Here is a 14,990-nt window from a genome sequence, read left to right as displayed (position 1 = left end):
CGGTCACAGTGGTCCCGATGTTGTGTTCCCGGCAACACCGGGGTGGCCGTTCCGCCCGGTCCGCCGCTAGCATCCATCTTGTGTCTATGTTGCATGCGAACGCGCCGTCGGCCGCCGACCGGGTGTACGGCGAGGTCAAGGAGCTCATCCTGACCAATGAGATCGCCGGCGGTGAGCTGATCTCCGAGGGCGAGGTCGCTGGCCGCTGCGAGGTCAGCCGCACTCCGGTGCGGGAGGCCTTCCTGCGGCTGCAGGCCGAGGGCTGGATGCGTCTCTACCCCAAACGCGGTGCCCTGGTGCTGCCGGTGACCGAGCGTGAGGCGCGCGACGTCGTCGACGCCCGCCGATTGCTCGAGGGCCACGCGGTGCGGGCCGTGGGTGATGCGACGGCGGCGGCGCTGGCCGTGGATCTGCGTGACAATCTCGACCGGCATCGTCTCGTGCCCGCCGACGACATCGCCGATTTCGCGCGGATCGACGCACAGTTCCATCAACTCATCGTCGCCGCCGGCGACAACGAGTTGCTCGCCGGCTTCTTCACCGGACTCGGCGAACGTCATCGCCGGATGACGACCGCCAGCGTCCACCGTGATCCGCGCATCGCTGCGCGCATCCTCGCCGATCACGCCGAACTCCTCGAACTCATCGCGCAGCGCGACACCGACGGCTTCGACGCCGCATTGGCCAGACACCTCGACGCCGTCCACAACGTCGGTGCCGCGCACACCCGGACCGGAGGTGACCGATGACCCTCACCACCGAATCCCCGTCGTCGACGACGACCCGCCGCCCTGCGTGGCCCGCGGTCGCCCTGGCCGTGTTCGCCTCGGCCTGGGGCGGCAACGAGTTCACCCCGCTGCTGGTGATGTACCGGCAGAGCGGCGAGTTCTCCGCCGTCATGGTCGACGCCCTGCTGTTCCTCTACGTGCTGGGCATCGTGCCGGCCCTGCTGATCGGCGGCCCGCTCTCGGACCGGTTCGGCCGACGGCCCCTGATGATGCCGGCGCCGATCTTCGCCGCACTCGGGTCGGTGCTCCTGGCGCTCGGTGCGCATTCGGTCGTGCTGCTGTCGATCGGACGCGTGTGCAGCGGTGTGGCACTGGGATTGTCGATGGCCGTCGGCGGCAGCTGGATCACCGAGCTGAGCATCCGGGGCGGCGACAAGGCGGCCGCGGGGGCACGGCGCGCCGCGATGAGCCTGACCGCCGGCTTCGGCATCGGCGCCGGGGTGGCCGGAGCGCTGGCCCAGTGGGCGCCATGGCCGCATGTCCTCGCCTACGCCGTCAACATCACGATCGCCGCGATCGCCGCCGTGCTGATCCTGCGAGTCCCGGAAACGGTTGCGCGGCAGACGGACCCGGGGCGACTGTTCGACGACCTGAAGATCCCGTCGGCCGGACATCGCCGCTTCCTGCTCGTCGTGCTCCCGGTGGCGCCGTGGGTGTTCGGGGCGTGCGCGTCGGCCTATGCGGTCATTCCGGCGCTGATGTCCGCGCGCACCGCGGGAGCGCCGATCGCCTTCGCGGCGTTGTGCTGTGTGCTCGGCCTCGCCGCGGGTTTCGGCATCCAATCGTTGGGTCGCCGCATCGACGACCCCGACGGCGTGCGTGGCGTGGTCAGTGCGCTGGTGGTCCTCGCGGTCGGAATGGTGTTGGCGGCCTTGGCTGCTCACGTCCTGACGGTGTGGCTATCGCTGGTCGCTGCGACGGTGCTGGGCTGCGGCTACGGCATGGCGATGATCGCCGGACTGCTGGAGGTGCAGCGCATCGCGGGTGCCTACGGCGCGCAGAATCCCTCCGGCCGTAGTGATCTCGCCGGATTGACCGCGGTGTTCTACGGGGTCACGTATCTGGGGTTCGCGGTGCCGGCCGTACTCGCCGCGATTTCAGAGACCTTCGACACCATCACCTACACCGACATGTTCATCGTCGGGATCGGTGCGGCACTTCTGTGCCTGGCGGTGGTGATTATCGGGCATCGCAACACCACCGGTCGGGCAGGTCGCTGATGCCGCTCGCGTGTGGTCGGTCTGGATTCGCCGTGGCGTCGTGCGGCTCACAATCACGTCGTCGCTGCCACTCGCAGCGGTTCGGTGGCGAACGCGCGCAACCCTTCTGACGGGGCGATACGTGCCCGGAATCCGAGGATCTGCGCGGCGCGAGCCGGATCGGCGACCACATGCCGCACATCTCCGACTCGAAACTCGCAGTTGATACTCGGCTGCGGCCCGGGCACGCACTCCGAGAGCGTGTGTGCCACCTCGCCGATGGTGATCGGATGCCCCGAGGCGATGTTGAGGGGCAGATAGGAGCCGGATGCGTTGCCGAGGGCGGCCTCCACGGCGAGTGCGTTCGCCTCGGCGACGTCGTCGACGTGGACGAAGTCGCGGGTCTGGCCACCGTCCTCGAAGACTGTCGGGGCACGCCCGGCCGCGAGCGCGGAGCGAAAGATTGATGCGACCCCGGCATAGGGGGTGTCGCGAGGCATATTCGGACCGTACACATTGTGATAACGCAGTGCGATGGCAGATCCGCCGACGCAGGACGCCCACGCCCGGACGTAGTGTTCCTGAGCCGCTTTGCTGGCCGCGTAGTGATTGTGGGGAATCAACGGCGCGTCCTCGGAGGTCGGTGCCCACTGGGTCGGACAACCATCGGGTCCGACGTGCTCGAACTGGCCGCGCGTCAGGTCATCGGTCCGCCGGGGCGCTGGCTCCGACATCGCCTCACCGGAGCTGGTGAGGTGTGATCCGTTGCCGTACACCACCATCGACGACGCCAACACCAGTGTCCCCACCCCGGATTCGGCCATCGTCGCGAGGAGGCCGGCGGTGCCGAGATCATTGTGCCGGGCGAATGCCGGGGCGTCGAGGAATCCGTGACCCATACCGACCAGGGCTGCCTGGTGCGAAACGACGTCGACGCCGTCCAACAGTGGCGACAGGGCATCCGCGTCGGCGATGTCGATCACCGCGACCCCGGGTGGTGGCTGTGTGCCCGGCGCATGCGCGCTGGGCACCATGGCGTCGACTCCGACGACGTCGTGGCCACGGCGGTGCAGTGCCGCGACCACCCGGGAGCCGATGAAGCCCGCGGCTCCGGTCACCAGAACCCGGCTCACCGGACAACCTGCACAGCCGGCGAGTCGTCGTGCGACCGGGTGATCGCTGCAACCATGGCGTCGACGTCGTGGTCGGTGGGTGTGCAGGAGCACTCCTCGGCGGGATCGACCGCCCTCACCGCATGGCGTACCGAATCGGTCAACCGCGGGAGGTTGCGGGCGAACTCGGCGAAGACCTCCGCTGCCTCCACACCCTGTCCGGGAGCAACCCCGGCATCGAGATCTGTGACCAAACACAAAGCGGCATAACATAGTCCGAGCTCCCGGGCCAATGTTGCCTCCGGCTGTCCGGTCATGTTGATGAGATCGGCACCCCACGTCGCATACATCCGGGATTCGGCACGAGTCGAGAACCGCGGACCATCGATGACGATCATGGTCCCGCCGTCGTGGGTTTCCTCGGCCGAGCTCATCAGCGACTCACGGACTCGTGGGCAGTACGGGTCTGCGAACGAGATATGGATGGGCGGATGGAATTTCAGCCCTGCCGCGTGATCGACAAAAGTGGCGGGCCGGGAACTGGTGCGGTCGATGAGCTGGTCGGGCACCACCAACGTGCCGGGTCCGTAGTGCGGCGTCAGTGACCCGACCGCTGTCGCAGAGATGATCACGCGTACACCGAGAGAGCGCAGTGCCCAGAGATTGGCGCGGTAGGGCACCTCGTGCGGCAGCCATTCGTGGTGCCGTCCGTGGCGGGGAATGAACACCACGCGCCGCCCGGCGACGGTGCCCACCACAGGGGGTGCCGACGGCCTGCCGAAGGGAGTATCGATGTCATGGGCAAGGGCATCGGGGTCGTCGGCGAGGAAGTCGTAGAATCCGGTTCCGCCGAGGATTCCGACGGCCGGCGGTGTGGTGCTCATCTGTTCTCCTTGATCGGGTTGGTGAGGTTGATGCGGGTACCGCTGTTCGGGTGTGAGCCGGGAACGCGAGGTTCGACGAAAGATCCACAACGCCAGGATGATCCAGACGATGCCGATGGCGATCGACAGGTTGAGCGCATATGGCCGGTCGAGCAGGGTGGGATTGTCGGCGGGATACTGCCCAGATGGTCGCGGGGCCAGGACCGGAACGGACAGGAGCAGCAGGATTGCGGTGAATGCCACGCCGGTCGCGATCGGGACGGCTGCTGTGATGGTTCGCCGCGACCGCCGAATGGCCCACCAGACCGCCAACCACAACGGAGCAATGACACCGTCGTGGACGATCACCCCGCCGGCGAGCCAGGTGACCAGCGACCGCCAGTCGGCCGGGTGAACGAAGCGCAGAGCCAGTGAGATGCCATAGGCGATGCTCGCGATGCCGGCCGATATCAGCAGCGACCGCACGATCAGCGTCACCGACACCCCGCGGTGGCCCCGCGCGCTCGGAGCGGTCACGACAGTACCTCGATCCGCTCCAGCCATTTGGTCTGCATGACGCCGGGCAGATTCGGGGCGATCAGTCGTGCCGGGTATCCGTGATCGAGTGACAGTTGGTCGCCATTGATGGTGAGGGCGATGAGCGTCAGGTCGTCCCAGGCATGTGTGGCCGGGATGTCGGTGACGGCATAGGACCCGCGTTCCAGTGAGACCATCCGTGCACCCGTTCCCGGGACGGCGCCCACGCTGGTGAGCAACTCGCTCAGTCGGATTCCCGACCATTCGGCGGATGCACTCCACCCCTCCACGCAGGCGATCGGCAGGCGCACCCGCCGTTGGGGTAGCGCCTTGAGTTGGGACAGGGCCAGCGAACGCGACACCGCTCCGGCCGCGATGGTGAGCCGGTAGTCGGGTGCGACCGCCTTGGTACTGACCCCGGCGGTTTCGGCCGTGCGATTGATCGGCACACCCTGGGGACCGTCACCGGATCGCGGTGACAGAAATGCCAGCCGCCGCAAGGGCGTGATGGTCGCCCCGGCAAAGGCGACAAACGCAACTCCGACACCGATGACCGTGGCCGTCAGGACCGTCCGCCGGGTGGGGCCCGGGTCCTTGTCGGCGGGCGCGGTGTCGGTCTTCTCCGAATCTGGTGTCCCGTCGGCGATCTCGGTGTGCTCACCGAGAGCCGCCCGGATCACCGGCAGTTTGACGGCGATGTGGATGGCGACGGCCCCGATTGCGACGTAGGCAACCGCGTGATGGGCGGCAGGAAAGAAGAACTTCCACGGATACCAATGGGCGGTGTTCATCAGCCCGGTCACCAACTCGAACACTCCGGAGGCGACGAGCACAGCGATGCTCAGTCGTTCGGCCATCCGGACGGGCGAACCTATCAGGGGGCGTTCGAACAACTTTCGGTACACGATCGCGAGTTTGACGAGCAGCAGCGGGATCGCGGTGATTCCGGACAGGACGTGAAGCCCCTGTGTGACCCGGTACAACCACACCGGATGCGCCGGCCACGAGAACCAGGTCGGCGGGTGCTGAATGAGGTGACTGATCACCCCGGTGACGAAGCAGATGGTGAAGGCGATACCCAGTGCGAGACCAACCCGGACGGTGGTGACAGGAGGTTCCTCGGCGGTGATCGGCACCCGGCCGGCGGTGACCTCCGGCGCCTCACTCACCGCGTCATCACCTCGAGGATTCGGCGCTCGCCGACCGCTATCATCTCACCTGCTCGCATTCCGTACTGCGGTAACAGATCTGACAGTCCGTCGGGACCGACCCTGGTCCACCGAAACCAGGGCCCGGTGTGCTCGGCGCTCTCGGTGCGGACGAAGTCGGTTCTGCGGTGCGGCACGTCGGGATCGACCTCGATGAGTGCGATACCCTCGGGTCGAAGCAGGGTCGCGACCCGTCCCAGGAGTCGGGCCGGGTCGCCTCCGATACCGATGTTGCCGTCGATCAACAGGGCGTTCGCCCAGCGCCCCTCGCCGGGTAAGCGGTCAAAGATGTTGCGCTGCAGTACCGGTACCCCCCGTTCGCGTGCGACCGCGACAGCCGCGTGTGCGGCGTCGACTCCGAGTGCCGCTGTTCCGGTGGTGACCAATGCCTGTACCAGGCGTCCCGGTCCGCATCCCAGGTCGATGGTGGGTCCCGTACAACGGGACACCACCTCGTGGTCGAACGCCAGGTCCTCGGAGTCCCGGGATGTTCCCCGCCACCGTGACATGGGCAGTTGGCTCCGGCTTCCGTCATGACCCCTCAGGACACATGCCACGCTGGTCCAGGTGTGCTCGAATCCGATGTGATCGCCGAGGTCTGCGGTGCGATCAGCGGTGTCGCCGGGGGCGGTCACCGGCACCTCGCCGGAGTGCGTGTGGCAGCCGCCGACCTCGCGAAGTGGCTTGTCGGTGAGCATGTTTGAGCAACCACATGGACATCGGAAGGGAGATCCACGTCGTGCGCACAGGCAAGGAGTTCAACCCTGCAGCCAACTCCGCACAGTGCCTCGATGGTACGTTCGGCGGTGTCGGGCCGCGACATCGGCACCCCGCGCAGGCAGCGTGCGCTCGACAGGTCGGGCAATCCCAGGCCCCACCAGCCGCCGTCGGCGGCCGGACCCAGCAGGCAGGTCTTCTCGGGTGTCGAGTTGACCATGCACATCGCCTCGGAGAGCGTATCGGAGTCGAGTTGCGGTGTGTCCATGCCGATCTGGAGAACCCGGCGGACGCCCATGGTGGCCGCCGTATGGTGAGCGTGCACCAGCCGATCGGCAAAGCTCGTGCCGGATTGGGTGAATACCTCGCACCCGCGGAGTTCGGTGGCGATCTCGGTGTGCCGTCTGGCCGCACCGATCTCCCCATGCCACGCGACAAGCACCCGCGTGCCGGTCACGCCGCGAGCTGCGTGCAGCGTGTCCAGCAAAGCGGCCGCGGCCAATTCGGCTGCCCCGTCATCGCCGAACACCGGGGCCAACCGGGTCTTGGCCAGGCCGGGAACCGGTGCCTTGGCCACTATCAGAATGGCCGATTCCGGCCGGGTGTCAGTGTTCACGACAGCGCCGCCAGGAAGTCACGGCCGGCACGCAATGAGCCGGTCACCGAACCCGAGACCTTAGACCGACCGCCGAATCTGGGCCGGTAGGTGACGTCGACCTCGGACACGTACAGTCCCCGGTCCGCGGCCCGGCGGAGCAACTCGACCGGGTATCCCGAACGACGATCTCCGATTAGCAAGCTCAGCAACGTATCTCGGCGAGATGCTCGCATCGGTCCGATATCGCGGACACAGATGCCGAAGCGGTGACGCAACCGCCACGCGGCGAGGGTGGTCCCGGCTTGCGCGTGCCACGGTAGTACACCGCGCTCGGTCGGCCTGCGCCTACCGACCGCCAGATCGGCGCCGTCGTCGAGGGCGGCGAGCAGCAGTGTCAGATCCTCCGGGTCGAGTGAGCCGTCGCCGTCGATGGTGCACACGATCGGTGTCTGCGCGGCGACGATCCCGGCGTGGACCGCCGACCCGTAGCCCAGGCGAGGCTCGTGGATCACGTGAGCCCCGAGTGCCCGCCCGATGAGCGCCGTCTGATCGGTGGAGCCGTTGTCCACGACCAGTGCCTGAAATCGGTCGGGAATGCCCTGTAACACATAGGGGAGTGACGCCTCTTCGTTGTGGCACGGAATGATGACGGTGACCTCTGATGACAGCACGGGTCAAGCGTATGAACGACATTCCTCGTTCACCAGGTCACGGCCGCTTACCAAAGTGTGACCCTCGGTTCCGGTGTCTTACGAAACAATGACATCCGCATCCCATCGGTGGTGGTGTGCCTCCGCGGTATTACGGTCGCAACAGTGAACAGCTCTGTAGATCAACGGATCCGGGGATCTGATGCTGCGGCCGGTAAGGATTCGCGGTGGCCGGCGCGTCGGGCGGCGATCGCTGTCGCGGTGGGGCTGCTCCTCGTCGCCGTTGCTGTCGCCGCGCCCTTCATTCTGGGTGATCGGTTGCGCAGCAGGATATTTGCGCTGGCGGCACCACTGTTCGGCCGGTGGGAACCGCATGTCGGTCCGGGCACTGTCACCTCATTGGTTCTGGCGCTGCTGGCCGTGACGGTGATCCCGCGGTTTCTCCATCGCCAACCGGCACTGCCGCTGGCGCTGTGGACGTGGTTGTTCGGTGCGTTGTGGACTCTGAGTCTCGCGATGATCGACGGATGGCAGCGCGGTATCGCCGGTCGGCTGACCCGTCCCGACGAGTATCTGGCAGAGGTTCCCGGTATCCATGACATAGGTGCCATGCTCTCGGGATTCTCCGGACGAATACTCGACTTTCAACCCGACTCGTGGACCACGCATGTGTCCGGGCACCCGCCGGGTTCGCTGCTCACGTTCGTCGTCCTGGACCGTCTGGGCTTGGGTGGCGGGGCATGGGCCGGACTCTTCTGCATCGTGGTGGGTACCTCCGGGCTTGCCGCGGTCATCATCACACTCGTTCGTCTCGGCGCGGTGGACACCGCGCGCCGATGTGCGCCGTTCCTCGCGTTCTTTCCCGGACTGATCTGGGTCGGCGTATCCGCCGACGGGTACTACATGGGTGTGACGGCGTGGGGCATTGCGTTGCTGGCGATCGCGGCGACCACCGTGGGCGGCCGGGCGGTGGCGGCGGGACTGGCATCCGGACTCGTGTTGGGTTTCGGATTGTTCCTCAACTACGGCCTGATCCTGGCCGCGGTGCCGGCGATCGCGGTGCCGGCGGCGGCGCGAGCGTGGAAACCTCTGCTGTGGGCCGTGATCGGTGCCCTGATCGTCGTCGGTGCGTTCTGGGCCGGCGGGTTCTGGTGGCTGGATGGCTACCACCTGGTGGTGCAACGGTACTACCAGGGAATTGCCTCGCAACGTCCCTTCGCGTATTGGGGGTGGGCGAATCTGGCCGCCACCGCGATCGCCGTCGGACCGGCGACGGTGGCCGCGCTGGGCCGCGCCGCCGACCGCTCACTGCTGCGTCGGCCGGAGTTGTGGCTCGGCGTGGCAGGGCTGATGGCGCTGCTGATCGCCGATGTCAGCGCGCTCAGCAAGGCCGAGACCGAACGAATCTGGCTACCCTTCACGGTGTGGATGATGACGCTGACCGCAGTGCTTCCCGTACGGTCGGCGCGGTGGTGGCTCGGCGCGCAGCTGGTCGTGGCGCTGCTGGTCAACCATCTGGTGCTCACCTACTGGTGAAAGGCGGTACGTGATGCGGATTCTCGTCGCCGACGACGACGGGGTGGTGCTCGATGTGGTCGGCCGCTACCTGCGGCACGCCGGAATGGACGTGGTCGCGGTGAGCGATGGAGCTGCCGCCATCGACGAGATCGAGGGCGGAACCGTCGACCTTGCCGTGCTCGATGTGATGATGCCGCACCTCGACGGGATCGAGGTGTGCCGTCGGGCGCGATCCGGTACCCACCCGGACCTGCCACTGATCCTGCTCACCGCACTCGGCTCTCCCGACGACCGCGTCCTGGGCCTCGAGTCGGGCGCCGATGACTACGTCACCAAGCCGTTCAGCCCGCGTGAACTGATTCTGCGTGTGCAGTCCGTTCTCCGGCGCACCACCCGCGCGATCTCCGACGGCGTCGGTGCCGACGATGCCACGGAGTTGGTCGACGGCGATGTGGTCGTCGATACCCGCGCGCAGGTGGTCACCGTCGGTGGTCGGGCGCTGCCGACGACCAAACGCGAGTTCGATCTGATCGCCTTTCTGATGGCGCACCCGGACGAGGTGTTCAGCCGAGAAGTGTTGTTGGACAAGGTGTGGGGTTGGACTTTCGGCGATCAGTCGACGGTGACAGTGCACGTCAAGCGGATTCGCACGAAACTGGGACCGGCCGCGCATATCGACACCGTGTGGGGTCGGGGCTACCGGTGGACGAGTGCATCGACACGCGAGTCGAGCCCGTGATCACAGATACCTTCCGGATTCTCGTGGTGGCCTTGGTCTGGACGGCGCCGCTGGTGATCGCCGGTTCTTCGCTGCTGTGGTGGCAACGGCGTATGTCGTTGCTCGTGAGCCTTGTCGTGATGGCGCTGATCCCGTTGGTGGCCACCTTCGTCGGGGTTTTCGCGACGAGCGGGTTGATGGTCACCGGCGATCTGCGCCGCACCGCAACGGTTCTCGCGGCCGTTGCGGTGGTGACCGTGCCCGCGGTTCTGTTGTTGGGGAGGCTGCAAGCCCGCCGGACGGTATGGGAGCGACAGATGCGGGAGCAGGAGAGAGCAGCCGATCAGTCACGCCGGGACCTGATCGCGTGGATCAGTCACGACCTGCGCACCCCGATCACCGACATCAAGATCCTCGCCGAGTCCCTCACCGACGGTGTGGTCACCGGCGCCGACGACACCGTCGCATTCGCGACGCAGATCGGACGAGACGTCGACCGGTTGTCGGCGATGGTCGATGATCTCTTCGAGATGTCGACGATCAATGCCGATGCGCTTCAACTGGACATGGAGGAGATCGACCTGCGAGAGGTGATCGACGAAGTGGTCGGGTCGGTGCGCTCGGTCGCGGAACGAGGTCAGATCACCCTGGACGTGCTGGCGCCGGATGACGCAGTGGGGGTAACCGGGAGCGCACCGGCGATGTCGCGCGTGGTGACGAACCTGGTCACCAACGCGCTCGCGCACACCCCACCGGGTGGGTGTATCCGCATCGCCACCGGGGTGGCTGCTGCCGATGCGCCGGATGGGCAGGCGCAGCATGCCGTCGGATGGTGCCGCGTCGACGATTCGGGTTCGGGTATCGACGAGGACGATCTGCCCCGCATCTTCGAAATGGCCTATCGCGGTGGCAGCGCGGCGCGCTCGCCGGGGCACTCTGCGACCGTTCCCACGGGCTCGGGAATGGGCCTGGCGATCGCGCGTGGGCTCGTCGATGCGCAGAACGGGTCGATCACCGCGTCGAACACCGCGTCGGGGGCCCGCTTTGAAGTGCGAATTCCGCTGGCCGTGGCCTCCGACGATGGCTGAGAACGGCGGCGGCACGAATGCTCATGTCACCGCGCGAAAGACCTCGCCGATCACCAGCAGCTGGTCCAGCGTTGCGTCCTGGAGTGCCGGCGGGGCCGGATCAGGAACGGCGGCAACAGTATTGACGATGTCGAGACCTGCCGGCGTGATGCGCACGTACTTTCTTCGGCGATCTCTGGTGGAGACCTCGCGGACCACATAGCCCGCCTCTTCGAGCTCGGATACGGCGACCGAGGCGGCCGGGGCGTCGACTGTCGCCGCGCGGGCCAACTCTGTGAGGGTCAACGGTTCTCGTGCCACGCGCCGCAGGATGCGGATACGGCTGAAGGGCAGGCCGGTGGCCGCGATCACCGCGCGTCGCCATTCCTCGCGCGAATTCATCACCGCCGACACGATCGTCCGCCACAGCTCCGCCCGAAGTTCGTCGGCATTCACCGGGGTGTCATCAGCCACGACTCGGCTCCGGATCGATCAGCACGCGAGCCACCTCGTCGGAGGTGCGCTTGGCCCACCGCGTCGTCGACACGATTCCCAGGATCAGGATGGTCGCGGAGAACACCACGACCAGCAGCCACATCGGGTGCATGTCGGTACTGAACGACGGGCCGATCCCGGCCGCGGCGACGCCGGTGATGCTGCCTGCCAGGGCCACGCCGATGCTGACGCCGACCTGGCGGCTGGTCGAGGCCACCGCGGCCGCCGCACCCGCCCGGTGCCGTGGCATGCCGCTGACCGCGGAGTTGGTGATCGGGGCGTTGATGGCGCCGAATCCGATGCCGAAGATCGCGAAGATGATGCCGATCTGCACCAGGGAGGTGCCGGCGTCGATGGTGATCATCAGGGCCGAACTGATCAGCATCGCGACGCCGGCCACCACCAGGGACGGACGCGTACCGAACTGGGCGACCGCCCGCCCGGACAGCGGCGAGAGGATCAGTACGGCGAGCGCGGCGGGTACGAGCATCGCACCGGTCGCGATCGCGGACAGGCCGCGGATCTCCTGTAGGTAGAGCGACATCAGGAACAGGAACGCACCCCAGCTCGCGAAGGCGCAGACCGCGATGGCGGTCGCCGCGGAGAACGGCACGCTCCGGAAGAAGCGCAGGTCGATGAACGGATCGCGATGACGGCGTTCGGCGATGAGGAATCCGACGAAGGCGAGTGCGGCCACGGCGAACACGATGATCGTGCGCGGCGATCCCCACCCGTGACCAGGTCCCTCGATCAGGCCGTAGACGACCGCGGCGAGCGCGAGGACGGCCAGCGCCTGGCCGACGGGATCCAGCGTGCGCATGACGGGCGAGCGTGATTCTGGCACGTAGAGCGCGGTCAACGTCACCGCGATGAGGCAGATCGGGATGTTCACCCAGAACACCGCCCGCCAGTCGATGAGGTCGATGAGCGCGCCGCCGACCATCGGGCCGACGGCCATCGAGATCCCGACGACCGCACCCCACATGCCGATGGCCCGGGCGCGTTCCTTGGGGTCGGCGAAGACCTGCGTGATGATCGACATCGCCACCGGATTGAGCATCGAGCCGCCGATCGCCTGCAAGGCGCGGGCGGCGATGAGGATGCCGATCGACGGGGCGAGACTGCAGGCGAGGGAGCCGACGGCGAAGGTGATCAGCCCGATCTGGAAGACGCGGCGCCGGCCGTACCGGTCGGCGGTCGCCCCGGACAGCATCAGCAGGCTGGCCAGTACCAGGGTGTAGATGTCGATGACCCACTGCAGGGAGGAGACCGAGGCGTCGAGGTCGGTGCGGATCGCGGGAAGGGCGACGTTCACGATCGTCGCGTCCATGGACACGATCAGCAGGCTCATACAACAGGTCGCGAGGATGATCGCCTTGCGGCGAGGCGTCAACTCGACGGAGGTAGTTGTGGACATACAAAGATTGTAGAACTACAACTAATATCCGGCCAGGGCCCGTGGTGATGAGTTTCCGGCGGGGGGTCAGGCGTCGGGGTAGCCGTTCGGATTGCCCGACTGCCACCGCCAGGTGTCGGCACACATGTCGTCGATGGTCTTCTCCGCGCTCCAGCGCAGGTCGGCGTTGGCCCGCGACGGATCGGCGTAGGACGCGGCGATGTCGCCGGGGCGACGCGGTGCGATCTCATACGGGATCTCCCGGCCGCTGGCACGCTCGAAGGCCTTGATCACCTCCAGCACCGAAACCCCTTGTCCGGTACCGAGATTCCATACCGACAGGCCGGGGGTGGCGGTGCTGATCCGCTCCAGGGCGGCGACGTGACCGGCGGCGAGGTCGTCGACGTGGATGTAGTCGCGCACCCCGGTGCCGTCCGGGGTGTCGTAATCGTCTCCGAAGACCGACAGCTTGTCCCGACGGCCCACGGCGACCTGCGCGACGAAGGGCATCAGGTTGTTGGGGATGCCGGAGGGGTCCTCGCCGATCTGCCCGCTCGGGTGGGCGCCGACCGGGTTGAAGTACCGCAGCGCCGCGATGCGCCAGGCGTCGTCACTGGCGGCGACGTCGCGCAGCACCTGCTCGATCATCACCTTGGTCCAGCCGTACGGGTTGGTCGCCGAGGTGGGGGAGTCCTCGGTCATCGGCAGCACCGGCTCGGCGCCGTAGACCGTGGCCGACGAGGAGAACACCAACGTCGACACGCCGTGCCGGCCCATCGCCCGCAGCAGTGAGAACGTCGAGTCGAGGTTGTTCTGGTAGTAGTCGAGCGGCTTGGCCACCGACTCGCCGACGGCCTTGAAGCCGGCGAAATGGATGACGGCGTCGATCTGCTCGTGGGCGAACAGATGCTCGGTCTTGTCGATGTCGGTGAGGTCGAAGGCATGCACGGGGATATGTATGCCGGTCAGGGCCTCGAGCCGGCCGATGACCGTCGGCTTGGAGTTGGAGAAGTCGTCGACGATGAGCACGTCGTGGCCGGATTCGACGAGTCTGATGACGGTGTGTGAGCCGATGTAGCCGGCTCCGCCGCTGACGAGTACACGCATACTGTTCACGGTAGGCGGCGAGCCTGGCAGATGGCCGCGAGGATGCTGTGATCCGCGCGACCGGACGACAACGGTGACGCCCGCGACAAGACTGTGTAGGGATGGATATGGGTGTGCAGCGGTCCGACGTGGAGTTCGCGTCGTCGGGTACGACGATCCGGGCGTGGTGGTACCGGCCGGATACGGAGCCGGGAACACCGGATCCGCCGGTCATCGTGATGGCGCACGGACTCGGTGCGGTACGGGGCATGCGACTGGATGCCTTCGCCGAGCGCTTCGCCCAGGCGGGATATGCGTGCCTGGTCTTCGACTACCGGCACTTCGGCGACAGCGACGGGCAACCCCGGCAGTTGCTGTCGGTCCGCCGGCAACTCGCCGACTACGACGCCGCCATCTCCTACGTGCGCAGCCTGCCCGGCGTCGACGCAGCCCGCGTGATCGTGTGGGGGTCGTCGTTCTCCGGTGGTCATGCGCTGGTGGTGGCCGCTCGTCATCCCGATCTGGCGGCAGCGATCTCGCAGTGCCCGTTCACCAGTGGTCCGGCGTCGACACTGGTGCTCGATCGCCGGGGTGCGGCCAAGGTGGTCGCGCGGGGTATCGCCGATCTCGCGTCAATGGTGGCGCGCCGCGAGCCGGTGCTCGTCGAACTCGCCGGCACCGGTCACGACGCGGCGCTGATGACCGCCCCCGATGTGGTGCCCGGGTATCTCACACTGGTGCCGGAGGGATCGGCGTTCCGCAACGAGGTGGCCGCCCGGATTGGTCTGGCGATCCCGTTCCATTCGCCGGCGCGGTCGATGAAAAAGATCCGCATCCCCACCCTGGTGTGTGCCTGCGACGCCGACACCGTCGCGCCGGTGGGACCGACTGTGCGTGCGGCGCAATCGAATCCGATGATCACGCTGGAGCGTTACCCGTATGGACACTTCGACATCTACGTCGGGGACGCGTTCGAGCGGGTGGTCGGGGATCAGATCGCGTTCCTGACGGCGACGGTGCCGGTGGGGGTGTGAGGGA

The 14,990-nt window shown here is 67.1% G+C and carries 15 protein-coding genes; 6 read left to right on the top strand and 9 right to left on the bottom strand.

The features are described 5' to 3' along the window. Positions 1-86 precede the first annotated feature (86 nt). Together ABLE94_RS06315 and ABLE94_RS06310 are read left to right on the top strand one after the other, a co-directional pair. Positions 87-749: a GntR family transcriptional regulator gene (locus ABLE94_RS06315; protein ID WP_348805277.1), complete on the top strand. Its 663-nt coding sequence runs from the start codon at positions 87-89 to the stop codon at positions 747-749. Further along, complete coding sequence (locus tag ABLE94_RS06310; RefSeq protein ID WP_348805276.1) at positions 746-2,008, top strand: MFS transporter; 1,263 nt, start codon at positions 746-748, stop codon at positions 2,006-2,008. Before ABLE94_RS06315 ends, ABLE94_RS06310 begins: the two co-directional genes overlap by 4 nt. 53 nt (positions 2,009-2,061) lie before the next feature. Here ABLE94_RS06310 and ABLE94_RS06305 read toward each other — a convergent pair whose 3' ends face one another. Genes ABLE94_RS06305 through ABLE94_RS06280 form a run of 6 tightly spaced genes read right to left on the bottom strand, consistent with a single transcriptional unit; the run spans position 2,062 to position 7,693 of the window. After that, positions 2,062-3,120 carry an NAD-dependent epimerase/dehydratase family protein gene (locus ABLE94_RS06305; protein WP_348805275.1) on the bottom strand — a complete coding sequence of 353 codons (1,059 nt, stop codon included), beginning with the start codon at positions 3,118-3,120 and terminating at the stop codon, positions 2,062-2,064. After that, on the bottom strand, positions 3,117-4,499 hold the full coding sequence (locus ABLE94_RS06300) for an S-methyl-5'-thioadenosine phosphorylase (RefSeq protein WP_348805274.1): 1,383 nt from the start codon (positions 4,497-4,499) through the stop codon (positions 3,117-3,119). The genes ABLE94_RS06305 and ABLE94_RS06300 overlap by 4 nt, the downstream gene beginning before the upstream one ends. Then, the gene (locus ABLE94_RS06295) at positions 4,496-5,668 is read right to left on the bottom strand and encodes a molybdopterin-dependent oxidoreductase (RefSeq protein WP_348805273.1); all 1,173 of its coding nucleotides are present in this window, start codon (positions 5,666-5,668) and stop codon (positions 4,496-4,498) included. The genes ABLE94_RS06300 and ABLE94_RS06295 overlap by 4 nt, the downstream gene beginning before the upstream one ends. Then, a complete protein-coding gene (locus ABLE94_RS06290) occupies positions 5,665-6,405 on the bottom strand; it encodes a methyltransferase domain-containing protein (RefSeq protein WP_348805272.1) in 741 nt (246 codons plus the stop codon). Before ABLE94_RS06290 ends, ABLE94_RS06295 begins: the two co-directional genes overlap by 4 nt. After that, positions 6,339-7,040 (bottom strand): TIGR04282 family arsenosugar biosynthesis glycosyltransferase, encoded by a 702-nt coding sequence (locus ABLE94_RS06285; RefSeq protein ID WP_348805271.1) that lies wholly within the window; start codon positions 7,038-7,040, stop codon positions 6,339-6,341. The genes ABLE94_RS06290 and ABLE94_RS06285 overlap by 67 nt, the downstream gene beginning before the upstream one ends. Further along, positions 7,037-7,693, bottom strand: a complete 657-nt coding sequence (locus ABLE94_RS06280) for a glycosyltransferase family 2 protein (protein WP_348805270.1) — start codon at positions 7,691-7,693, stop codon at positions 7,037-7,039. The genes ABLE94_RS06285 and ABLE94_RS06280 overlap by 4 nt, the downstream gene beginning before the upstream one ends. A 144-nt stretch (positions 7,694-7,837) precedes the next feature. Here ABLE94_RS06280 and ABLE94_RS06275 point away from each other — a divergent pair, with 144 nt between their 5' ends. Genes ABLE94_RS06275 through ABLE94_RS06265 form a run of 3 tightly spaced genes read left to right on the top strand, consistent with a single transcriptional unit; the run spans position 7,838 to position 10,996 of the window. Then, the gene (locus tag ABLE94_RS06275; RefSeq protein ID WP_348805269.1) at positions 7,838-9,208 is read left to right on the top strand and encodes a hypothetical protein; all 1,371 of its coding nucleotides are present in this window, start codon (positions 7,838-7,840) and stop codon (positions 9,206-9,208) included. A gap of 13 nt (positions 9,209-9,221) precedes the next feature. Continuing rightward, a complete protein-coding gene (locus ABLE94_RS06270) occupies positions 9,222-9,929 on the top strand; it encodes a response regulator transcription factor (protein ID WP_348805268.1) in 708 nt (235 codons plus the stop codon). Further along, positions 9,926-10,996, top strand: coding sequence for a sensor histidine kinase (locus ABLE94_RS06265; RefSeq protein ID WP_348805267.1), 1,071 nt, complete (start codon positions 9,926-9,928; stop codon positions 10,994-10,996). The genes ABLE94_RS06270 and ABLE94_RS06265 overlap by 4 nt, the downstream gene beginning before the upstream one ends. A gap of 21 nt (positions 10,997-11,017) precedes the next feature. Here the strand turns inward: ABLE94_RS06265 and ABLE94_RS06260 are convergent, their stop codons facing one another. From ABLE94_RS06260 to galE, 3 genes are all read right to left on the bottom strand, one after another. Further along, positions 11,018-11,449, bottom strand: coding sequence for a MarR family winged helix-turn-helix transcriptional regulator (locus tag ABLE94_RS06260; protein WP_348805266.1), 432 nt, complete (start codon positions 11,447-11,449; stop codon positions 11,018-11,020). Further along, entirely contained in the window at positions 11,442-12,887 is a 1,446-nt protein-coding gene (locus tag ABLE94_RS06255) for a DHA2 family efflux MFS transporter permease subunit (RefSeq protein ID WP_348805265.1), read from the bottom strand. Before ABLE94_RS06255 ends, ABLE94_RS06260 begins: the two co-directional genes overlap by 8 nt. A gap of 66 nt (positions 12,888-12,953) precedes the next feature. Beyond that, positions 12,954-13,973: a UDP-glucose 4-epimerase GalE gene (gene galE / locus ABLE94_RS06250; RefSeq protein ID WP_348808337.1), complete on the bottom strand. Its 1,020-nt coding sequence runs from the start codon at positions 13,971-13,973 to the stop codon at positions 12,954-12,956. Positions 13,974-14,080: 107 nt separating this feature from the next. Here galE and ABLE94_RS06245 point away from each other — a divergent pair, with 107 nt between their 5' ends. Continuing rightward, positions 14,081-14,986 carry an alpha/beta hydrolase gene (locus tag ABLE94_RS06245; RefSeq protein WP_348808336.1) on the top strand — a complete coding sequence of 302 codons (906 nt, stop codon included), beginning with the start codon at positions 14,081-14,083 and terminating at the stop codon, positions 14,984-14,986. The last annotated feature ends 4 nt before the right edge of the window (positions 14,987-14,990 follow it).

It is taken from the genome of Gordonia sp. VNK1 (genome assembly GCF_040049135.1).
Classification (GTDB): Bacteria; Actinomycetota; Actinomycetes; order Mycobacteriales; family Mycobacteriaceae; genus Gordonia; species Gordonia oleivorans.
The sequence above is the reverse complement of the archived record's forward strand: the minus strand, read 5'-3'. Positions and strand labels throughout refer to the sequence as shown.

Coding starts and splice junctions, on each gene's coding strand:
- ABLE94_RS06255 (WP_348805265.1), bottom strand. CDS start 12,887: ATGTCCACAACTACCTCCGTCGAGTTGACGCCTCGCCGCAAGGCGATC.
- galE (WP_348808337.1), bottom strand. CDS start 13,973: ATGCGTGTACTCGTCAGCGGCGGAGCCGGCTACATCGGCTCACACACC.
- ABLE94_RS06315 (WP_348805277.1), top strand. CDS start 87: ATGTTGCATGCGAACGCGCCGTCGGCCGCCGACCGGGTGTACGGCGAG.
- ABLE94_RS06245 (WP_348808336.1), top strand. CDS start 14,081: ATGGGTGTGCAGCGGTCCGACGTGGAGTTCGCGTCGTCGGGTACGACG.
- ABLE94_RS06310 (WP_348805276.1), top strand. CDS start 746: ATGACCCTCACCACCGAATCCCCGTCGTCGACGACGACCCGCCGCCCT.
- ABLE94_RS06290 (WP_348805272.1), bottom strand. CDS start 6,405: ATGCTCACCGACAAGCCACTTCGCGAGGTCGGCGGCTGCCACACGCAC.
- ABLE94_RS06270 (WP_348805268.1), top strand. CDS start 9,222: ATGCGGATTCTCGTCGCCGACGACGACGGGGTGGTGCTCGATGTGGTC.